Below are 21,089 nucleotides of genomic sequence, written 5' to 3'. Positions count from 1 at the left end.
CTATGACAACCGCAAATAAAATCACGCTGACCCGCATTGCGATGATTCCGTTTTTCATCTATTTTGCGGCGCAGCCCATGCTGATCATCGATGAGACCCGGTATCTCGCCGCGTTCCCGACCAGCACGGTCATCGCGCTCGTGCTGTTCTGCGTGGCATCGTTCACGGATTTTCTGGACGGCTATGTGGCGCGAAAGTACAATCAGGTGACGGATTTCGGCAAATTTGTCGATCCGCTGGCCGATAAGCTGCTCGTAGCGTCCGCGCTCATCCTGTTCGTAGAGCAGAAGGCGATGGCAGGCTGGATGGTCTGCGTTATCCTCGCGCGTGAGCTGATCATCACGTCTCTGCGCGTGGTTGCAGCCAATAAGGGCGTTGTTATGGCCGCAACGTGGACGGGCAAGGTCAAGACCTGTGTGCAGATTGGCGGCATCATCGTCATTTATCTGTATTATATCATCATGGGTGCGCTGGCAAACGGTATCGCTTTCGCGGACGGCGATGGTGTTACCGCTGTTATGTTCATCCCTCATGCGGATGGTATGCCGCTGCTGCTGACCATCGTCGGCTGGGTGGTAACGCTGGTTACCATTTACTCCGGCTATGATTATCTCAAGAAGAACTGGGATCTCATCAAGGACGGCGCGGTAAAGGCAAAGTAAAACCGCATACTGTTTCAGCCTCAGAGGTGCACTTCGGTGCACCTCTTTTTTATATTTCCTCTGGTGCGGGAACAGGATAAATGTGAAAATATTCTTATTTTGAAAGACTTTTCTACGCTAAATCGGTATTCGTTCAAGGTGTGCAAACGCACACATCCGGCTCTGTGCAAGCTGTACAAGAGGGGAAATAAAAGAGTAATTTTTGTATAGAACAGAGTTACGCAGTGCATTGTGACATAACCCATTCGCGGCTATAATATAGTCAAACAAACGAAAACACCGAAAGTTAAAACAAAACAAAAACTTCTGGTAAATCGTGAAAAGAGTATGTCTAAGACTTAAATGTCAAGGAGGAAATTATCATGAAAGAAATCCGTATTGGTCTGGTAGGTTCCGGCTGGATGGGCAAGGCTCATTCCTCTGCACTGGCTGACGCTGAGATGCTGTTTGGCCCTGACTACGGCACCGCATCCTTCGAGATCGTAGCTGACGCTAACGAAGAGGCTGCAAAGTCCGCTCAGAAGAAGATCGGCTTCAAGCGCATCTCCACCGATTGGCACGATGTAGTTACCGACCCGAACGTAGACCTGGTTGATATCGCTACCCCGAACGCTTTTCACTATGTAGTTGCTAAGGCTGCCCTGGAGAACGGCAAGAACGTATACTGCGAGAAGCCGCTGTCCATCTCCGCTGAGGAGTCCAGAGAGCTGGCTGAGCTGGCTGCCAAGAAGGGCGTAGTCAACTACGTTGGCTTCAACAACACCCAGAACCCGGCAAACGCTTACGTTCGTGAATTGGTTCAGTCCGGCGCTCTCGGCAAGATCATGCGCTTTACCGGCACCTACGATCAGGACCAGCTGCTCGACGAGTCCCTCCCGATTACCTGGCGCCACATCAACAAGCTGGCTGGCTGCGGTGCTCTGGGCGACCTCGGTTCCCACCTGCTGTCCATTTCTCAGTTCATCATGGGCGACATCACCAAGGTAAACGCAGTTGCTACCACCGTATTCCCGAAGCGTCCGAAGTCTGCAGGCTCCACCGAGATGGTTGATGTTGAGAACGAAGACATCATGACCTTCATGGCTGAGTATGCTAACGGCGCTATCGGCCAGATTGCTTGCTCTCGTGTTGCTACCGGCCGCAAGAACTACCTGACCTACGAGATTCAGGGCACCAAGGGTTCTGTTCGTTACGATCTGGAGCGCATGGGCGAAGTTCAGGTTTACTTCCAGTCTGACAACGAGCGCGACCGCGGCTTCCGCACCGTACTGCTCAACCCGCTGATGAAGGGCTACTCCGCATTCCAGCCGGCAGGCGGTATCTCCATCGCTTACAACGACATGAAGATCCTCGAGGTTCACGCTCTGTTCGACGCTATCACCAATGGCGCTGACTATGTAACCGACTTCGAGTTCGGCTACAAGATCGACCGCACCGTAGCTGCTGTTATCGAGTCCTCCAAGACTCACGAGTGGGTTGACGTTAAGTAAGTTGTCCGCTTACATCAATTAAAACATAATGCCGAAACGGTCTCCGGCGGGAGCGATCCCGCCGAGATCGGAAAGGCGTAACATTTTCCTGAATAATTTGACAGGGAGGATATAATTATGGCTATCAAGATTGGTATTGCACCGGACTCCTGGGGTGTATGGTTCCCGGCAAGCGATCCGAACAATGCAAAGCAGCCCCAGTGGTGGCGCTGCCTGGACGAAATGAAGGTTGCCGGCTACGAGGGCTGCGAGATTGGTCCGTGGGGCTACATGCCGAACGACGATCCCAAGGTGCTCAAGAACGCAATGGACGCACGCGGCCTGACTCTGGTAGGCGCTACCGAGGGCGGCAACTTCCTTGATGACGCGGCTGTTGAAGGCATGCTCAAGGACATCGACGATATCTCCAAGCTGCTGAAGGCTTTCCCGAGCGCAAAGTATATCGTTCTGCTGCCTCCGATGTACACCAACCTCGCTACCGGTGAGCTGGAGATGAACCCGGAGCTGACCGACGAGGAGTGGGCTACCTACTGCAAGAACGTGCAGAAGTGCGCGGACCGCTGCGCAGCGAACGGCTTTATCGGTCTGTTCCACCCGCATGTTGACAGCCACGTTCAGACTGAGGAGCAGATCGAGCGCTTCCTGAACGACACCAATGTAGATCTGTGCTTCGATACCGGTCACCATGTATACGGCGGCGGCGAGCCGATTTCCTTCTACAAGAAGTGGGCGAAGCGCATTCCGTACATCCACTTCAAGGACTGCGATCTGGCAGTCAAGGCTAAGATGGACGAAAACAAGTGGTCTTTTGCCAAGGCTGTTACCGAGGATATCATGGTTGAGCCGGGCAAGGGCAGCATTGACTTCGCTGCAATGCATAAGGCACTCGACGAGTGCGGCTACGACGGCTGGTGCGTCGTAGAGCAGGACCTGTTCCCGGTAAAGTCCTTCGACGTACCGCTCGAAAAGGCGACCATTGGTCGTGAGAACCTCCGCAAGGCGGGTTTCTAATGAAATAGTAATCGCAATACCCATTTTACAATCGCATCTACACTATTCCCGTTTTCATTATTTTGTTATCCGGTCCCTCTTGAATTTCATCCAACAGAAAATCAAGAGGGACTGCTGATAAAGAGTACACGCAAGTGTGAAATACACAAGCGTAAAAGGGCGCTGAGAGAGCAGGTCCCGGAAAAAAGAGAGGAGAAAAATTATGAATAAGAAGAGAGTGTTAGCGATGTTGCTGGCAGGCGCGATGGCATTGTCGATGACCGCATGCGGCGGCAATTCTGCCTCGACCGATGGCAGCAGTAATGACGGTGGCGCATCCGCTTCCGGCGGCAGCTACAAGGTCAGCGTTATCCTGAAGACCCTGGCGGCCGAGTACTGGCAGTATGTAAAGTCGGGCGCTGAGGACTATGCTTCCGAGCATTCGGACAAGGTTACGGTAGAGGTTAAGGGGCCAAGCTCTGAGACAGCGTTCGACGAAATGCAGAACATGATCGAGACCGACCTCAGCTCCGGCAGCTATGACGGCGTTATTATCTCTCCGCTGCAGTCGGATACTGCGGCGCAGCTCGTCAGCGGCACCAAGCTGCCGATTGTTGCTATCGACACCAACTTCACGGCACCGGAGGTTAAGTCCTTCGTAGGTACCGGCAACGAAGCTGCTGCCAAGAAGGGCGGCGAGGCTGCTGTAGAGGCTGCCAAGGCTGCCGGCTGGACCGATATCAAGTGCATTGAGATCGCAGGCGTACAGGGCGACCAGACCAACACCGCTCGCATGAACGGCTACAAGGCTGGCGTTGAAGAAGCAGGCGGCACCTTCCTGAGCGACGAAGTACAGTACGCAGACGCAACTGCTGACCGCGCTACCACCGCTATGGAAGCTATCATGCAGACACATCCGGAAGGCATCGCAATCATTTGCGCAAACAACGACGATATGGCTATGGCAGCAGCCCGTGCAGCGCAGGGCCATGACGCATACAAGAACACCATCTTCCTCGGCTTCAATGGTGACCGCGCTGCTTGTGAAGCAATCCTGGCCGGCCAGATGACGATGTCTGTCGCCCAGATGGCTTACGAGATGGGCTACAAGGCTGTTGAGACCATGGTTCAGGTTCTGGACGGCGAGACCGTTGACGAGTTCGTTGACTCTGGTTCTGACGTAGTTACCCCGGACAACGCGCAGGAGCGCCTGGATACCCTGAAGACGCAGCTCCACTAAGAAAACTGCATTCCGCACAAACGCAGATTGTGCGATAATGTTCACGCGTAAAAGATCCTCTCTCCGGATCGGCAGGAAAACGCTCCAACGTTCTGCCAATCCGTAATGGATAAACGCAAATTTCAAAGATCCTTTCTCTCATTCTATTTCTCTATATGGTGGTGCCCCCTGCTCCTGCCCAAGCAGGATTAGGGGGCATTGCTATGGAATGAAGTTGGATGAGATAGACAAAATTAGCAATTCTATACGGATTATCCTGCAGACTGCAGAGAAAAAGAGGGACACGCTGCTGAAAACACCCATGGCAGCGTATTTACACAGCAAACAAGAGGGGTTTAAAAAATGGTATTTACACTGGGTTCATTTGTGCTTGTCACTGTAGCGGTGGCATTCGTAAGCTGGCTTAAAACCAAGGGAACGGACGAGACCAGCAAAGACGGTTACTTCCTTGGAGGCCGAAGCCTGAGCGGTCTGGTTATCTTTGGTTCTCTGATGATGACCAACCTTTCTGCGGAGCAGCTGGTAGGCCGCAACGGTCAGGGCTATGCAGCCGGCATGACTGCAATGGGCTGGGAGACCATGTGCCCGATCGCATTGACGCTGATGGCACTGTTCTTCATCCCGAAGTATTTCAAGCTCGGCATTTCCACTATCCCGGAATTTCTGGAAAGCCGCTTTGACCGCGCAACCCGCGTCATTGTATCGTTCATTTTCCTTGTCGCTTATATTGTAACCATGCTGCCGCTGGTGCTGTACGCAGGCTCGGTAGCGATGGAGCGTATCTTCGGCATTACCGCACTGATGGGCGGCAACCGTTTCATGGCAACCACCGTAATGTGCGTTGCACTCGGCATAATCGGCGGTATCTATGCAATCTTCGGCGGCTTGAAGGCCGTAGCCGTATCGGACTCTCTGAATGGCATTATCTTTATCATCGGCGCGGTCATCCTGATCCCGGTTCTGGCATTTATTGCACTGGGCGACGGCAGCATCGCAGAAGGCATCCGCATTTTCGCTACATCCTCTCCGGAGCACCTGAATGCAATCCAGCCTGCTGACGCACAGCCGCCGTACATTCCGTGGCCGATGATCGTACTTGGCTGTGGTATCAACCACATCTCTTACTGGTGCACTAACCAGTCCATCATGCAGCGCGTACTCGGCGCTAAGAACCTGAAGGAAGCACAGAAGGGCTCTCTGCTGACCGGTCTTACCTGCGTATTCTGCCCGATCTTTCTGGTAGCGCCCGGCGTTATCCAGTTCATCCGTGACGGCGGCGTACTGACCGACTTCGATATGGCGTACCCGTCTCTGATCAAGGACATCCTGCCGACTCCGGTACTGGGCTTCTTTGCAGCAGTCATGTTCGGTGCGATCCTGTCCTCCTTTAACTCGGTACTGAACAGCTCCATGACGCTGTTTACTCTGGACATCCTTCCGGTTATCTCCAAGAAGAAGCGCACGGACGCGCAGCTGATCACCATGGCAAAGCGTTTCGGCATCGTGCTGTGTCTGGCATCCATTATTATCGCACCGTTCCTGCTGTATCTGCCGGCCGGCATCAGCACCTTCCTCAACCAGATGTGGGGTTACTACGGCGTTCCGGTTCTGGCCATCGTTGTTATGGGTATTCTGGCGCCGCGCATGCCGAGCTTCGCACCGAAGGCTGCCATCATTGTCCATATCGTATGCTATGGCCTGATGATGAACCTTCTGCCGTTCCACTTCCTGTACTTTGAAGTAGGCGCATTCGTAATTGACCTGATCCTGATGGCGATTCTGACCAAGGCTGCACCGCGCAAGGAAGCCTATGTACTGCCTGATCTTGAGGTTGTTGATATGACCCCGTGGAAGTACCGCAAGCCGGTCATTGCAGTTACGTTCATCCTGCTGGTTGGCATTTATGTGCTGTTCTCTCCTCTGGGTCTGGGCGGCTAAAGGCTTCGCCTCGATTGAAATCACGGTTTCAATCGAATTTCGACGAAAAACCGCGTCCTGCGGACACATTTTTTCGTCCCTTGTATAAAAAGGCAGGCGCTATCCTTGCGCGACTTCTCGGTCGCGCTGCGCGTACACGCCCCGCCTTTTTATGAATTTGCTTCGCAAATTCGATTGAATGCGTGCTACCGCACGAAGCACATTGCGGACAGCCGGAATTACGATTTACAAGAAGAAAAGACAGACCGTTTTGCGGTCTGTCTTTTTTGTGCGTTTAGAAGGAAATTGCCCGGAACGCCGTTGGTGAAATATCCGTTTCCTGCCGGAATGCCCGCGCAAAGTGCGACGCACTGTTGAAGCCGCAGTCCTCGGCAATCTGCTCAACGGTCAGGTCACTGGACAGCAGCAGACGCTTGGACTGACGCAGACGGTACTGCAGCAGATACTCATGCGGCGTACAGCCGACGTATCGCTTGAAGCTGCGGATAAAGTGGGATTTGCTGATGCCGCACATCTCGGCAAGGTCGTTCAGCGAAATGTCATCGGCAAAATGACCGTGAATGTACGCCAGTGCCGGTGCAAGCAGCTCGCTGATGACGGTGGTTCGCACGGTCTGCGATGCCAGACCGCCCAGAATGCTGTGGACGGCAATGGAAATCTGGTGCTCGTTCATGGAGGCAAACTGCGTGCTCATGCCGTACTGCGCCGAGTGCACAACCGTGCGGAACTGGTCCTTGAGCGACAGCATCGGCTGCTTTTCGTGCACAAGGCCAAAGCGCTCGGTCAGATATTCGGTGTACTGCTTGCTGCTTGCACCGTTGAAGTGAAACCAGTAGAAGTCAACCTTGTCCGGACACCAGTAGCAGTGCGGCTTGCGGCAGTCGAACAGCGCTATTTCGCCCTCATGCGCCTCAGCGGTCATACCGTCTGTGCGGATGCAGAGCGAACCGCTGTTGATGTAGATCAGCAGGTATTGGTCAATGCTGTTTCGTTCGATCCGGTAATCTCTGTTACAGATGAACTGACCGAACTGCGGGCAGTAATACAGCGCGCTTTTCGCAAATTCGGACGGCAGTGAGAAGTCCATGAAGGATGGGGTCAGTACGCCGGTATCTACAATTTGCATAAAATCCCTGCTTTCATTTGTTCTCGATAGCGATGAGATACAGGGGGCGGCTGCTGCACAGCCTTCCCTTCGCAGCTGTTACGCTTATTGCGCTGCCTTTGTCACAGGCGGTTTTACTCCGCCAGCTTATAAATCTCGATGATAGCCTGTTCATCAAGTGCGGAATAGCTCTTGACCGGACCCTTGACCGTGCGGACGGTATTCGCTGCCAGCTGTGCGTAATTTTCCGGCTTGATGCCCAGCTGCGTCAGATGCGTCGGCATGCCGATCTCCTCAAAGAAGCGCTTCATGGTCAGGATGCCTTCGCGCGCGGTGCGCTCGGGATGATGGAAATCCATCTCCACGCCAAATACGCGGTTCGCCAGCTGAGCAAAGCGCGGAAAATCGTTCTTCATTTCGTACAGCGCCCAGGCAGGGAACAGCACGGACAGACCGGCACCGTGTGCAATCTCATCGCGGAACGCGGACAGCTCATGCTCGAGCTTATGCACCGGGAACAGGCGCTTGCGGCCGCAGCCGGTGTAATCGTTATGTGAAACGCTGCCCGCCCACATCAGGGAAGCGCGGGCTTCGTAGTCGCGCGGATTAGCGATTGCCCGGCGGCCGGCATCGCGCACGGCAATGAGCAGACCCTCGGCAATGCGGTCGGTAATGTCGCTTTCGCCGCCTTCCGGCGTGAGGTAACGCTCGAGCGTGTGCATCATGATGTCCACAATGCCGCAGCCGGTCTGGAATTTGGACACGGTATAGGTGTTCTCCGGATCAAGGAAGCTGATGAGCGGACGGTTGGTCTCGCTCGTGATACCGCGCTTCTCCTTGGTCTCCTCGTTGGTGAGTACGCAGGAGTTGCTGCTTTCCGAGCCAGAGGCTGCCAGCGTCAGCACAGTGCCGACCGGCAGCGTGGTATCCGGCTTTGTGCCGGTGGATGCAAACTGCCACGGATCGGTTTTGGTGGCAACGCCCATGGCGATGGCCTTTGCCGAGTCGATTACCGAGCCGCCGCCGACTGCCAGTACAAAGTCGATGCCCTCTCGCTCTGCCAGTGCAATGCCCTTGCGGACAAGCGATACCTTCGGGTTCGGCGATACACCGCCCAGTTCAACAAAGGCAAGACCCGCCGCAAACAGGCTCTTTTCTACACGGTCCAGCAGACCGGTCGTGCGTGCGCTCGAGCCGCCGAAGTGCACTAAAATGCGGTGCACTCCCAGCTCTTTCAGACGCGGGCCGATCTGTTCCTCAATATCTTTACCAAATACAATCTCAGTCGTGGTGTGCAGATTAAAATTCAGCATTAGGCGTTCCTGCCCTTCCTATTAAAATAGTATGATTCTATTATATCGTTCCCCTTGCAAAAAGTCAAAAAATTCGATAAAATAGATAAATACGAAATCCGAATCGTGAGGAGTGAGAGCGTGTATTACAGTTATTCCGCCGCCCAGTGGCTGCTGGTTTTCTACCTGTACTGTATGCTCGGCTGGTGCTTTGAGTCCACCGTGGTCTCGGTAGGACAGCGCAGACTGGTCAACCGCGGCTTCCTGCGCGGCCCCATGCTGCCGATTTACGGCTTCGGCGCCGTGATCCTGCTGCATGTTTCTCTGCCGTTAAAGCAGCATCCGGTGTGGCTGTATCTGGCGAGCATGATCGCGGCGACCGTGTTTGAATACATCGTCGGCGTGGTGATGGAAAAGATATTCAAGGTAAAATACTGGGATTACTCCAAGCAGAGATTCCAGTTTCAGGGCTATGTCTGCCTGCGCTCGTCACTGTGCTGGGGCTTTCTCGGCCTGATCCTGACGAGCGTCATTCATCCGCCGATTGAAAAGCTGGTGCTCGGTCTGCCGTTTATCGGGTTGATTGTGATCGACGTTCTGTTTTCGGCGGCATTTATCAGCGATGTGATCGTATCCGTACGCAGCGCACTCGATCTCGCCAAGGTGCTCGAGGAACTCGACCGTCTGCGCGAGCAGGGAGCCGAGCTGCGTCAGCAGCTGTCCGAGACTGCGCTTGTCGGTCTGACCAACCTGTCCTACCGCGTGGAGGAAGCACACGGCGAGTTCACCGAGAAGGTGGGCGAGGCGAAGGCGCAGCTCTCCGAGAAAATAGATGATGCGAAGGAACAGCTTGCCGACGCGAAAGCGCAGCTCTCCGAAAAAATGGACGATGCGAAGGAACAGCTTGCCGCCGTGCATGAAATGCGCTCCGATGAGCGCAGGGCGCAGACCGCAGCTGCACGCGAGCAGCTGCAGGCTAAGCTCGACGAGCTGCAGCGCCGCTTTGACGAGCGGGCAGCCGCACTCGGCCGCACCCGCAAGAGCCTGCTGCGCGGCAACCCGACCGCCCGCTCCGAGCGTTACACTGAGGTGCTCGAACGGCTGAAAAAACGCCTCGATACACACACGCACCGGTAAAACGCAGCTAACTTTCTTATAAAACTACACAAAATGCACAAACTAATGCAAAATGCAGCAGGATATGCTTGCTGTTTCGTCAGTTTTTCACTTGCTAAAATACCCGTTTCGGGTGTATATTAGTAGTACCCGCTGAACCTATCATTTTACTCGGGTTTTCGCGTATCGAAAACCGCCTGTTCAGCTTGTATTTAAGACAACCTTTTTGGACAAAGAAAGGCAGATATACTATGGAAAAGAGATTCGTATATGCGGATAACGCGGCGACGACCCCGATGTCCGAAACTGCGTTCAACGCTATGAAGCCGTGGCTGACCGAGAACTACGGCAACCCGTCATCTCTGTACCGCATCGGCCGTGCGGCAAAGGAAGCGCTCAACGATGCGCGTACTGTTGTCGGCAAGTGCCTGAACGCGGCAGAGCCGGTAAACGAGAAGAACGACTATGCACCGGGTGAGATTGTATTCACCGGCGGCGGTTCGCAGGCGGACAACCTTGCGATTCGCGGCTTTATGCACGGTCCGTCCTCCAAGGGCCGCAAGCACATCATCACCTCCAAGATCGAGCATCATGCAGTGCTTTACACCTGCGAGGCGCTTGAGAAGGAGGGCTACCGCGTTACCTATCTGAATGTGGATAAGGAAGGCCGTGTAGACCTTGAACAGCTTAAAGCAGAGCTGTCCGAGGACACCGCACTGGTTTCTGTTATGGCGGCAAACAACGAGATCGGCACGATTCAGCCGATCAAGCAGATTGCTGAACTGGCACATTCGGTTGGCGCAAAGTTCCACACCGACGCGGTTCAGGCTGTCGGTCATATGCACATTGACGTGCAGGAGATGGGCATCGATATGCTGTCTCTGTCCGGTCATAAGTTCCGCGGTCCGCGCGGCACCGGCGTGCTGTATGTGAAGAAGGGCATCACCCTTGAGCCGCTGGTATACGGCGGCGGTCAGGAGCGCGGTCTGGTTTCCGGCACCGAGAATACCGCAGGCTGCATCGGTCTGGCAGCAGCGATGAAGGAGGCCGTTGAAGGTCTGGACGAGAAGATGGGATACGTTAAGAAGCTGACCGATAAGCTGGTTAAGGGCATTATGGAGAACATTCCGTACTCCCACTATACCGGCGATCCGGTAAACCGTCTGCCGGGCACCGCTTCGTTCGTCTTTGAGGCGATTGAGGGCGAGGGCCTGATCCTGCGACTGGATAACGCAGGCGTATGCGGCTCCACCGGTTCGGCATGCTCCACCGGTTCGCTCGATCCGTCTCATGTTCTGATGGCGATCGGTCTGCCGCACGAGATCGCGCACGGCTCTCTGCGCCTGACCCTGGGTGAACAGAACACCGAGGAGGACGTTGATTATATCATCGAGACGGTTACCGATGTTGTTAAGACCCTGCGCTCGATGAGCCCGGTTTGGGAGAACGGTCATCCTAACCTGACCGCTGCAACCGAGCTGCACGCACATTAAGATAAACGGAAACGTATCCCGTAGGGCGCGACGACTCGGCGCGCCGGGGTTGTCGCGCCCTACGATTGATTTTCCTGCAATATATTCATTTGATTGGACAAAAAGGAGATAGATTTTATGCAGTACAGTGAAAAGGTGCTCGACCACTTTACGCATCCGCGCAATGTTGGCGAGATTGAGGACGCAAACGGTGTCGGCGAGGTCGGCAACGCAAAGTGCGGCGATATTATGAAGATTTACCTCAAGGTGTCGGACGACGGCATCATCGAGGACGTTAAGTTCAAGACCTTCGGCTGCGGTGCAGCGATCGCAACCAGCTCGATGGCTACCGAGATGGTAAAGGGCAAGAGCCTGGAGGAAGCGCTCAAGCTGACCAACAAGGCCGTTGCTGAGGCTCTGGACGGTCTGCCGCCGGTAAAGATGCACTGCTCCGTGCTGGCAGAGGAAGCGCTGCGCTCTGCAATTTCCGACTATTACAAGCGTCTGGGCAAGGATCCGTCTGAGATTCTCGGCTGCGATGCAGACTGCGAGACCTGCCACAAGGCAGACTAACACGCATATTTCGCAAAAAATACGCATAACATTAGGGCAGATTGAGAAATCTGCCCTTTTGGTGTCTCAATAATTAAGAATGGAGAATTGAGAATTAGCGCTATCCTTGCGCAGACTTCAGTCGCGCTGCGCTGGTATCTTGCTTTGCGCAATTATTCAAATAACCGCCTTTACAGGCGAACTCCTCCATTTTCCATTATGAAAGGGAGGTGAACCTCTTGAACGAAATTACAAAAAGTATAACTTATCTAAAAGAATACAAACAGTTAAAACAAGCCGTTGATGAGGGCAAATCTCCGGTGCTGGCGGTCGGTCTATCTGCCATCCATAAGGCGCACCTCGCGGCGGCTCTGGGTCTGGACACCGGCCGTCCGGTGCTGGTGCTGACCGATGACGATAACGCCGCGAACCGCTTTGCCGCCGACCTGCGCGGCTTTGCCGAGCGTGACATTGTACAGCTGCCCTCTCGTGAGCTGGTGATGGCGGATGTAGTCGGTGTGTCGCGCGGCTACGAGCAGCGCCGTCTGGCAGCACTGGACGAGCTGACGGAAGCGCATTTTGCGGTTGCGTCCGTGCAGGCGGCAGCCCAGCGCACCATGCCGCCGGAGGCACTCAAGGCGGCAATCGTGTCGCTGGCCACCGGTGAAACCGCGCCGCTGGATGAGCTGGCACAGTCGCTCACGCGCGCAGGCTACGAGCGCTGTGTACAGGTCGAAGGCACCGGTCAGTTTTCCATTCGCGGCGGCATCCTCGATGTGTTTCCGCCGCAGGCGGAGCACCCGTACCGCGTGGAATTCTGGGATGATGAAATCGACTCGATCTCCACGTTCGACGTCGGCAGTCAGCGCCGATTGGAGCAGTGCGAGTGCCTGCGCTGTCTGCCGTGCATGGAATCCATTCCGGCACTGGCGAAGGGCGGTGCGGCAGGACTGGCAAAGGCTGTTCTGGCACTCACCTCGACCCGCCGAAAGAAGCAGCACGCGGATTTGCAGACTAACCTTGAACGGGACGCAGAACGTCTGTGCGAGACCGGTTCGCTGCCCGCAGCGGACAAGTATATGCCGCTCATTTATCCCGAAATGGCGACCGCGTTCGACTATCTGCCCGAAAATGCCATCGTCATCATCGAGGACACGCCGCGTCTGCGTGACGCTGTCCGCGATTTCCACGCGCGTGTAGCCGATGACGTAACCGCGCTGCTCGAGCGCGGCGAAATGCCGCCGAATCTGGGAGAATATGCGCTCGATTTTGTCGGCGTATGCAGCATGAAACGCCAGATTCTGCGTCTGGACAGCTTTCTCAACAATGTGGCCGAGCTGACGCCGCAGCATCTGGAAAACTTTATTGCCAACCAGATGAACGCCTACGGCGGCAATCTCGACATGGCGTCTGCCGACATCCGCAGCTACACCGAGCAGGGACGCGCGGTGGCGGTCGTGTGCGGCAGTGCGCTGCGCTGCCAGAACATGCTGGACGCGCTGACCGACACCGGTCTCAACGTAAAAATCAGCGACCTGCTGCCCAAGGGCGGCTGCGTCAACATCATGGAGGGCACGCTGTCTGCCGGTTTTGAGTATCCCGATCTCGGCCTTGTTGTCATGACCGAGGGACAGGTTCTTGCCCGGCGAAAGAAAACGCAGGTCAAGAAGTCCAACCGTGACAAGGTGAAGTCATACACCGACCTGACGCCGGGTGATCTGGTCGTGCATGAGCACCATGGTATCGGTCGGTTTATCGGCATGGAGCGCATGACGGTGGACGGTTCCGAGCGCGATTTCATCAAAATTGCGTTTGCGGGAACGGATTTTCTGTATGTTCCGGCGACTTCGCTCGACCTCATCTCCAAATACATCGGCGGCGGCGACAACGAGCGCGTGCGGCTGAACAAGCTCGGCGGTGTGGACTGGAGCAAGGCGAAAGCACGCGCCAAAGCGGCGGCAAAGGAGCTGGCCGAGGGTCTCATCAAGCTGTATGCCGAGCGCGCCAAGGTCAAGGGCTACGCCTTCCCGCAGGATGACGCGTGGCAGCGCGAGTTCGAGGAGGATTTCCCCTACGAGGAGACCGACGATCAGCTGCGCTGCATTGCCGAGATTAAGGACGATATGCAGTCCGACCGTCCGATGGACCGCCTGCTGTGCGGCGATGTCGGCTTTGGCAAGACCGAGGTCGCGCTGCGTGCCGTGATGAAGTGCATTCTCGCGGGCAAGCAGGCGGCGATCCTCGTACCGACGACCGTACTTGCGCGGCAGCATTATCTGACCGCGATGCAGCGTTTTCAGGGTCATCCCATCACGATCGAGCTGCTCACGCGCTACAAGACCGGCTCGGAGCAGACTGCGCTGCTCAAAAAGCTGGAGGCGGGTTCGGTCGATCTGGTTATCGGCACGCACAAGCTGTTCAACAAAAAGATCAAGTTCAAGGATCTCGGTCTGCTCGTCGTGGACGAGGAACAGCGGTTCGGCGTCGGGCACAAGGAAACGCTCAAGGAAATGAGCAAAAACGTGGATGTGCTCACGCTGTCGGCAACGCCTATCCCGCGCACGCTCAACATGGCGCTGTCCGGTATCCGCGATATGTCCTCCATCGAGGAGCCGCCGCAGAACCGTCATCCGGTGCAGACGTTCGTGCTTGAGCAGAACGACGGCGTGCTGCTTGATGCCATCCGGCGTGAGCTGGGACGCGGCGGGCAGGCGTACTACCTGCACAACCGTGTGGAGTCCATCGAGCGATGTGCGAACATGTGGCAGCAGCGGCTTCCGGATGCGCGAATCGGCATCGTTCACGGTAAAATGGGTCAGAAAGAGATTGCAAAGGTTATGAACGAGATGGCAGACGGCGAGATTGATATTCTGGTCTGCACCACGATTATTGAAACCGGTATTGACATTCCGAACGCGAACACGCTTATCATCGAGAACGCAGACAATATGGGTCTGGCGCAGCTGCACCAGATTCGCGGCCGTGTCGGTCGTTCGTCGCGCCATGCGTATGCGTACCTGTGCTATCGGCATGGCAAGGCGCTCAGTGAGATCGCGCAGAAGCGCCTGGGTGCGATTCGTGAGTTCGCGGCGTTCGGCTCGGGCTTCAAGATTGCCATGCGTGATCTGGAAATTCGCGGTGCCGGCAATGTGCTTGGTCCCGAGCAGTCCGGCCACATGATGAGCGTCGGCTATGATCTGTACCTCAAGCTGTTCGAAGAGGCTGTGCAGGAGGAGAAGGGCGAAACACCCAAGCCGCGTGTCGATTGTGCGGCCGAGCTGCTGATTTCTGCCAATCTTCCCGCCGATTATGTTGCGGATGCAGGTCAGCGTGTCGATCTGTACCGCCGTATCGCGCTCATCCGAACGGACGAGCAGCGCAGTGATATGCTCGATGAGCTGATCGACCGCTTCGGTGAGCCGCCTGCGGAGGCCATCGCGCTGCTGGATATCGCGCTGCTGCGTGCCAAGGCCAGCGAGCAGGGGATTGCGGAGATCAAGCAGCAGGACGGACGACTGCTGCTCACTTTCTCCGAGACCGATTTCGCGCGCCTGTCCGCGCTCTGCGGCGACAGTGAATTCAAGGGCCGCCTGCTGCTCAATGCCGGTTCGACACCGTATCTGTCGCTGCGTCTGAATAAGGGCGAGAAGGCGATGGAAATGGCACAGACGCTGGTTGATAAGTACGCTGCCACGGCAAAATAAGCAGGAGAATGGTAGAAAGCGTGATTCACTGAAGCCGATTTTCTTCACTGAGCTTGCAGACAGGGGAGCGGCTGTATTTGCACAAAAAAAGAGCGAAACCATACGGTTTCGCTCTTTTTCTCATTCTTCGCCGGAATTCTGTTCCGGAGCATCGTTCTCGCCATTCGGCTTGCGGCGGCGTCTTCCGCCTCTGCGGCGGCGACGGCGCGGCGCACCTTCACCGTCCGGAGACAGCTCATTCTGAGCATCTTCGGGCAGTTCGTCTGCGGCAGTCTGCTGCGGGGCAGGCTTGCGCGGCGGACGCGGCTGCTGCGGCTTCTGATGCGGAGCCTCGCTCTTTTTCGGTGCATCCTTTTTGGGTGCGGGAGCGGCAGCATCCTCCTGCTCCTCGCGCTTACGGCGTTCCTCGGCCATAGCGGCGGCATTCTGACGGTTGCGGCACGCACCCTTTACCATGCAGCACTGCGTGCACTGGAACTCGGTCAGCGAGTGCTCCGGACTGTCGTCCAGCTGCACCTTGCAGGTGCCGCGCAGCATCTGGGTGGAAACTACCTTGCCGCGGCCTTCCGGCGTATCGACCACGCTGCCCTGACGCGGCGTGACCTTCTGCAGCTCGGCGTAGGCCTCGTGCTCATACTTGAGACAGCACATCAGACGGCCGCACACACCGGAAATCTTCGCCGGATTGAGCGACAGGTTCTGATCCTTTGCCATATTGATGGAGACCGGATGGAAATCATCGAGATATGAGCTGCAGCACAGCTCGCGGCCGCAGCAGCCCAGACCGCCGATCATCTTCGCCTCATCGCGCACGCCGATCTGGCGCAGCTCAATGCGGGTACGGAACACGCTCGCAAGGTCCTTAACCAGCTCGCGGAAGTCCACACGACCGTCTGCGGTGAAGTAAAACAGCAGCTTGTTCATGTCAAAGGTGCATTCCGCGGTGACAAGGTTCATTTCCAGACCGCGGTCCTCGATCTTCTGCTTGCAGATGATAAACGCCTCATCGGCACGCTTTTTGTTGCGCTCGAGCGTTTTCATATCGGTCTCGGTTGCCACACGGACCACGCGCTTGAGCGGCTGCACGACCTGCTGATCGGGCACATCGGTGTTGCCCTGCACGCAGTCGCCGTATTCCACGCCGCGTGCTGTCTCGACGATCACACCCGTACCGGGTGCGATTTCCAGCCCCTGCGGGTCGAAATAATACATTTTTCCGTTCGATTTGAAACGAACTCCGATTATTGTTGTCAAAAAGTTTTCCTCCTGTATGATGGAAACGCTTAGGAAGCGTAACAGATGCGGTAAATATCGCTTGTTAATGCACAGGTGACAGCCGCGGATGCCGCGTTGCGCGACACACGGTCGATCAGCACATCAATAAAATCGTAGACCGCCAGCAGGCGTTCCGTACTGACGGCGCCGGCAAGTGCCTGCGTCTGCTTGCGGAGTGCCAGCTGCAGCGGCTTTTGCGGCAGAGCCTTCGAGACGAAAATCGCGTCCCGGACAGCGGCCTGCAGAATGCCGAGTACACCTAACAGTGCACGGCGCGGCGTCTTTTCCAGACCCATTGCACCAAGCATCATGCGGTCCTCACGCCGTTCGGCAACCGCAGAGAGATAGGGTGCAAGCAGGCTTGCCGCCTCCTCGTCCGACACCGCCGCATGCGACGGCTCGAGCGCAAATTTAGTGCAGCGCGAGCGCACGGTCTGCAGCAGCGAATCCGGCTGCTCGGCGGTCAGAATGAAGAACGCATACGCAGGCGGCTCCTCCAGCTCCTTGAGCAGCGCATTCTGCGCCATGGGATTGAGATTCTGCGCATGGTGAATGACTGTCACACGGCGTTCGCCGTCGTTCGGGATAATGGCGTTTTCCGCCTTGATCTGACGCGCTAGATCGACCTTGAGTTCGGCCTCTCCTTCGTCCACGATCATCAGATCCGGGTGCACACCCTGCTCCACCTTGCGGCACGGCAGACAGCTTCCGCACGGATGACTGCCCGCGCCTTCGCATAAAATACCGGCTGCAAGCACATTCGCAAGGGCTTTGAGCGCCGCCGGATCGTCACCGGACAGCAGCACGGTCTGCGGAAAACGCTCGTTCAGCGCATGCTTCAGGCTGTTTTTGAGCGCATTGTTGCCCGCAAGTGCGTCAAATGAGATCACAGCTTTTCAAAACGCTCAACGTTGAGTACAAATACGGTTGCGCCGCCGACCTCGACCTGCACCGGCGTGGATGGGAAAAAGCCCATGCCGAGCTCAGCGGTTGCCGGCATGATCTGCTTGCGGGAGGAGGAGTGCTCGCGGATGATGTCAAAGCACTCATCCAGCTTGCTTTCGTCCAGACCGATCAGGATCGTGACGTTGCCTGCTTTGAGGAAGCCGCCGGTGGTCGCCAGCTTGGTGATAGAGAAGCCTGCTTTCATCAGGCTGGAGATAACATCCTGCGAATCATCGTAATTGATGATAGCCAGTACCATTTTCATAATAGTAACCCCCTATTCGCATTGCTGCGCGGAAACATATCGTTTGCTTGGATGAGACGCGTTATTGATGGACAACAACGGTTATTTCATCTATTATATTGTACCATCTTTCACGGATAAGTGCAATGTGCGCTCCTGTAATTTTCTCGCCGGGCCAGAGCAGCGGCACACCGGGCGGATACGGCGTGACCGGACGGGCGCAGACCAGACCCTCGGCAGCGGCAGGCTGCACTCTGCCGGTCTGTGAGAACCATGCGTCGCGCACGCTCATCACGCGCTCGGCGGGCGGAAACGGCGCGGACAGGGACGGCAGGGGAAGCAGCTCGCGCCGTTTGGAAATGCGCCGCAGGCCGCGTTTCAGACGGCTGATCGCACCGTTCGGGTCGGAGCCGGTGAGGATGAACACAACATTGCGGTCGTCCGCCATCTCGCACGCCACGCCGCATTCGCTCCACAGCGTATCGGCCAGCTGATGACCGGTGATGTCGGTTCCGGCGGTGCACACCGTCAGACGGCATGGGTCAAGCGCAGGAAAATGATCCTCGGTCAGTGCGGTGAACATGGTCCGGTGCTGCACATAGGTACGCAGTTCGGCGCAGGTTTCCGCCGAGCGGCGGTACTCCGCGTGACCGGGTCCCTCGGTGTAGGCACGCGCAAGGTCGATGGACGCCATAATAGGGTAGGACGGACTGGACGTGCCGAACAGCATGGTGTTTTCGCGCAGTGCGCGGCGGTCCACGCCTGCCGCGGAGAGCAGAACGGCGCCCTGTCCCATGCACGGCAGCGTTTTGTGCATGGAGAGCACGGCCATATCCGCACCTTCCGCGACCGGTGTCGGCAGGCCGACAGCAGGGAAGTGCGCACCGTGTGCTCCGTCTACGAGCAGCAGCTTGCCGTGCGCGCGGCACAGATCAGCAAACTCGGGAATCGCCCGCCGGATGCCGTAATACGTCGGGGAGGTCAGAAGGATTGCCTTGATCTCCGGATGCGCGATCAGCTGTGCTTCCGCATCCTTGACCGGAAGCGAACCGGAAACCGCGAACGGCTCGATCAGCGGGGCAGAGAAAAAATATGGCGTAATGCCGAGCAGCGCGCAGCCGTAGCAGACGGACTTGTGTACCTCGCGGTCGAGCAGGACAGCGCCGCCGCGTCCGACCGCGGTGCCGAGCATGGCCAGAATACCCTGTGTCGAGCCGCCGGTCAGGAAAAAGCAGTCCTCCGCGCCGAAATACCGCGCGGCGGCAACCTCCGCATCGCGGATAGGGCCTTCACCGGTGTACAGGTTGCCGGTGCCGTAGGTTTCGGTAAAGTCGATGGCAAAAATATCCGCATAGGTGTTGAAAACCGGCTCACCCTTGTGCCCGGGCATATGAAACCGCGCGGAGTCGCCGGTCTCGAGCAGCTGCAGAGCATGAAACAGCGGCGCCGTCGTGAACGGCATCAGGCGGTTGATCTGTCTGTGATTGGGACGGTGGCTGTGCGGCGCAGCCGGTCGGCGGTGGTGCATAGTTGAGTTGGCTCCTTACATTATTGTGCTATAATACAGTATAACACATAATTAGGAATTAGGAATTAGGAATTGCCGTGATTCACAGGTATGCATTTACCTATCACAAAAAATTACTGATTTTTGATTACGCATTACTAATTTTCATGAACTGTCCACAATGTGCAGACATTCGTTTATTCATTGCGGATTTTTTGGGACATTTTTCGGTAGCCAACGGAAGGGCTTTGTATTATAATAAATAATACGTTCCATTCATAAAAGTAATATCACCGCGACAGACCGTGATATGTAAACTGGGAACGTCTTTACGCTTATATTTGAAAGGCAGGCTATTCACTATGGCAGACAATCGTATCTACAATTTTTCCGCAGGTCCCTCCATGCTTCCGGTTCCGGTGCTTGAGCGCTGTGCAGCCGACATGCTGAACTATCAGGGCTCCGGTATGTCAGTCATGGAGATGAGTCACCGTTCAAAGGTATATGACGGCATCATCAAGGAGACCGAGGCTACGCTGCGTCGCGTACTCTCCATTCCGGATAACTACAAGGTTCTGTTCCTGCAGGGCGGCGCTACCACCCAGTTTGCAGCGATCCCGATGAACCTGCTGAAGACCGGCAAGGCTGACTACGCGCTGACCGGCAGCTTCGCTTCCAAGGCCTACAAGGAAGCACAGAAGTTCGGCGACATGCACGCTGCATTTTCCTCCAAGGAGACCAACTTCGACCACGTTCCGACGCAGGATGAGCTGGATATCCGTCCGGATGCCGACTACTTCTACATCTGCGCCAACAACACCATCTACGGCACCGAGTATCAGTACGATCCCGAGCCCCCGGCAGGCGTTGAGCTGGTAGCGGATATGTCCTCCAACATCCTGTCTAAGCCGGTTGATGTTTCCAAGTACGGCGTCATCTACGCCGGCGCACAGAAGAACATGGGCCCGGCCGGTGTTACCGTTGTTATCGTCCGCGAGGATCTGCTCGGCAACTATCCGCTCGAGAAATATCCGGTTATGCTCGACTGGAAGACCATGGCTGACAAGGATTCCATGTACAACACGCCTCCCACGTACGGCATCTATGTACTCGGTCTGGTTGCCAAGTGGGTTGAAGACATGGGCGGCGTAAAGGCTATGCAGGAGCGTGCTGAGAAGCGTTCCTCCATGCTGTACGATTACCTCGATTCCCAGGATTTCTACAAGACTGTAGCCGCAAAGGATTCCCGCAGCCGCATGAACGTAACCTTCCGCACCGGCAACGACGAGCTGGACGCAAAGTTTGCCAAGGAGTCCATGGCAGCCGGCATGTCCAACCTGAAGGGCCACCGTTCGGTAGGCGGCATGCGTGCTTCCATCTATAACGCAATGCCGATCGAGGGTGTTGAGAAGCTCATCGACTTCATGAAGAAATTCGCTGAAGAAAACAAGTAACAATAATTGAGAATTGATAATGGAGAATGGGAAATTGCGGTATCGCGCAAGGATAGCGACATTTTCCATTTTCAATTCTCCATTTTCCATTGGAGGATAATCC

15 protein-coding genes and 1 pseudogene are annotated in these 21,089 nt (G+C 56.0%); 10 read left to right on the top strand and 6 right to left on the bottom strand.

All coding sequences use genetic code 11. From position 1 onward, the window contains the following. Positions 1-2 precede the first annotated feature (2 nt). The 5 genes from pgsA to IEY11_RS08280 all read left to right on the top strand — a co-directional run bounded on the left by pgsA (position 3) and on the right by IEY11_RS08280 (position 6,320). Entirely contained in the window at positions 3-662 is a 660-nt protein-coding gene (gene pgsA, locus IEY11_RS08300) for a CDP-diacylglycerol--glycerol-3-phosphate 3-phosphatidyltransferase (protein ID WP_117751027.1), read from the top strand. A 362-nt stretch (positions 663-1,024) separates the two neighbouring features. After that, the gene (locus IEY11_RS08295) at positions 1,025-2,152 is read left to right on the top strand and encodes a Gfo/Idh/MocA family protein (protein ID WP_118360053.1); all 1,128 of its coding nucleotides are present in this window, start codon (positions 1,025-1,027) and stop codon (positions 2,150-2,152) included. 117 nt (positions 2,153-2,269) lie between these two features. Continuing rightward, entirely contained in the window at positions 2,270-3,163 is an 894-nt protein-coding gene (locus IEY11_RS08290; RefSeq protein WP_117751113.1) for a TIM barrel protein, read from the top strand. Between the two features lie 202 nt (positions 3,164-3,365). Next, on the top strand, positions 3,366-4,382 hold the full coding sequence (locus IEY11_RS08285) for a sugar ABC transporter substrate-binding protein (protein ID WP_118564224.1): 1,017 nt from the start codon (positions 3,366-3,368) through the stop codon (positions 4,380-4,382). A gap of 342 nt (positions 4,383-4,724) precedes the next feature. Then, positions 4,725-6,320 carry a solute:sodium symporter family transporter gene (locus IEY11_RS08280; RefSeq protein WP_188886279.1) on the top strand — a complete coding sequence of 532 codons (1,596 nt, stop codon included), beginning with the start codon at positions 4,725-4,727 and terminating at the stop codon, positions 6,318-6,320. Positions 6,321-6,594: 274 nt separating this feature from the next. On the opposite strand, the gene IEY11_RS08275 is transcribed toward IEY11_RS08280, so the two are convergent. Both IEY11_RS08275 and IEY11_RS08270 read right to left on the bottom strand, forming a co-directional pair. Further along, positions 6,595-7,446: an AraC family transcriptional regulator gene (locus tag IEY11_RS08275; protein ID WP_119214609.1), complete on the bottom strand. Its 852-nt coding sequence runs from the start codon at positions 7,444-7,446 to the stop codon at positions 6,595-6,597. A gap of 113 nt (positions 7,447-7,559) precedes the next feature. Continuing rightward, positions 7,560-8,738, bottom strand: a complete 1,179-nt coding sequence (locus tag IEY11_RS08270) for an iron-containing alcohol dehydrogenase (RefSeq protein ID WP_119214608.1) — start codon at positions 8,736-8,738, stop codon at positions 7,560-7,562. Between the two features lie 120 nt (positions 8,739-8,858). On the opposite strand from IEY11_RS08270, the gene IEY11_RS08265 reads away from it, so the two are divergent. From IEY11_RS08265 to mfd, 4 genes are all read left to right on the top strand, one after another. Further along, entirely contained in the window at positions 8,859-9,854 is a 996-nt protein-coding gene (locus tag IEY11_RS08265) for a putative ABC transporter permease (RefSeq protein ID WP_188886278.1), read from the top strand. A 230-nt stretch (positions 9,855-10,084) separates the two neighbouring features. After that, entirely contained in the window at positions 10,085-11,326 is a 1,242-nt protein-coding gene (locus tag IEY11_RS08260; protein WP_110435446.1) for a cysteine desulfurase family protein, read from the top strand. 117 nt (positions 11,327-11,443) lie between these two features. After that, positions 11,444-11,878, top strand: coding sequence for a Fe-S cluster assembly scaffold protein NifU (nifU, locus tag IEY11_RS08255; RefSeq protein WP_118477998.1), 435 nt, complete (start codon positions 11,444-11,446; stop codon positions 11,876-11,878). Positions 11,879-12,096: 218 nt separating this feature from the next. Then, positions 12,097-15,561: a transcription-repair coupling factor gene (gene mfd, locus IEY11_RS08250; protein ID WP_188886277.1), complete on the top strand. Its 3,465-nt coding sequence runs from the start codon at positions 12,097-12,099 to the stop codon at positions 15,559-15,561. A 381-nt stretch (positions 15,562-15,942) separates the two neighbouring features. Here mfd and IEY11_RS15065 read toward each other — a convergent pair. The 4 genes and pseudogenes from IEY11_RS15065 to IEY11_RS08230 all read right to left on the bottom strand — a co-directional run. Next, a pseudogene (locus IEY11_RS15065) lies at positions 15,943-16,815 on the bottom strand (PSP1 domain-containing protein); the annotation flags it as partial. A 29-nt stretch (positions 16,816-16,844) separates the two neighbouring features. After that, positions 16,845-17,726, bottom strand: a complete 882-nt coding sequence (locus tag IEY11_RS08240) for a hypothetical protein (RefSeq protein WP_118728771.1) — start codon at positions 17,724-17,726, stop codon at positions 16,845-16,847. After that, the gene (locus tag IEY11_RS08235; RefSeq protein WP_110435421.1) at positions 17,723-18,046 is read right to left on the bottom strand and encodes a cyclic-di-AMP receptor; all 324 of its coding nucleotides are present in this window, start codon (positions 18,044-18,046) and stop codon (positions 17,723-17,725) included. Before IEY11_RS08235 ends, IEY11_RS08240 begins: the two co-directional genes overlap by 4 nt. A gap of 61 nt (positions 18,047-18,107) precedes the next feature. Then, the gene (locus tag IEY11_RS08230; protein WP_188886276.1) at positions 18,108-19,553 is read right to left on the bottom strand and encodes an aminotransferase class I/II-fold pyridoxal phosphate-dependent enzyme; all 1,446 of its coding nucleotides are present in this window, start codon (positions 19,551-19,553) and stop codon (positions 18,108-18,110) included. 341 nt (positions 19,554-19,894) lie between these two features. Between IEY11_RS08230 and serC the strand changes: the two genes are divergently transcribed. Beyond that, complete coding sequence (gene serC / locus IEY11_RS08225; protein WP_188886275.1) at positions 19,895-20,986, top strand: 3-phosphoserine/phosphohydroxythreonine transaminase; 1,092 nt, start codon at positions 19,895-19,897, stop codon at positions 20,984-20,986. Positions 20,987-21,089 lie beyond the last annotated feature (103 nt).

The sequence above is a fragment of the Butyricicoccus faecihominis genome, from assembly GCF_014648015.1.
Classification (GTDB): Bacteria; Bacillota; Clostridia; order Oscillospirales; family Butyricicoccaceae; genus Agathobaculum; species Agathobaculum butyriciproducens.
The sequence above is the reverse complement of the archived record's forward strand: the minus strand, read 5'-3'. Positions and strand labels throughout refer to the sequence as shown.

What these genes read in the sequence shown, in the direction of transcription:
- serC (WP_188886275.1), top strand. Translation starts at nt 19,895, where the DNA reads ATGGCAGACAATCGTATCTACAATTTTTCCGCAGGTCCCTCCATGCTT.
- IEY11_RS08290 (WP_117751113.1), top strand. Translation starts at nt 2,270, where the DNA reads ATGGCTATCAAGATTGGTATTGCACCGGACTCCTGGGGTGTATGGTTC.
- nifU (WP_118477998.1), top strand. Translation starts at nt 11,444, where the DNA reads ATGCAGTACAGTGAAAAGGTGCTCGACCACTTTACGCATCCGCGCAAT.
- IEY11_RS08230 (WP_188886276.1), bottom strand. Translation starts at nt 19,553, where the DNA reads ATGCACCACCGCCGACCGGCTGCGCCGCACAGCCACCGTCCCAATCAC.
- pgsA (WP_117751027.1), top strand. Translation starts at nt 3, where the DNA reads ATGACAACCGCAAATAAAATCACGCTGACCCGCATTGCGATGATTCCG.
- IEY11_RS08235 (WP_110435421.1), bottom strand. Translation starts at nt 18,046, where the DNA reads ATGAAAATGGTACTGGCTATCATCAATTACGATGATTCGCAGGATGTT.
- IEY11_RS08280 (WP_188886279.1), top strand. Translation starts at nt 4,725, where the DNA reads ATGGTATTTACACTGGGTTCATTTGTGCTTGTCACTGTAGCGGTGGCA.
- IEY11_RS08270 (WP_119214608.1), bottom strand. Translation starts at nt 8,738, where the DNA reads ATGCTGAATTTTAATCTGCACACCACGACTGAGATTGTATTTGGTAAA.
- IEY11_RS08285 (WP_118564224.1), top strand. Translation starts at nt 3,366, where the DNA reads ATGAATAAGAAGAGAGTGTTAGCGATGTTGCTGGCAGGCGCGATGGCA.
- IEY11_RS08295 (WP_118360053.1), top strand. Translation starts at nt 1,025, where the DNA reads ATGAAAGAAATCCGTATTGGTCTGGTAGGTTCCGGCTGGATGGGCAAG.
- IEY11_RS08260 (WP_110435446.1), top strand. Translation starts at nt 10,085, where the DNA reads ATGGAAAAGAGATTCGTATATGCGGATAACGCGGCGACGACCCCGATG.
- IEY11_RS08275 (WP_119214609.1), bottom strand. Translation starts at nt 7,446, where the DNA reads ATGCAAATTGTAGATACCGGCGTACTGACCCCATCCTTCATGGACTTC.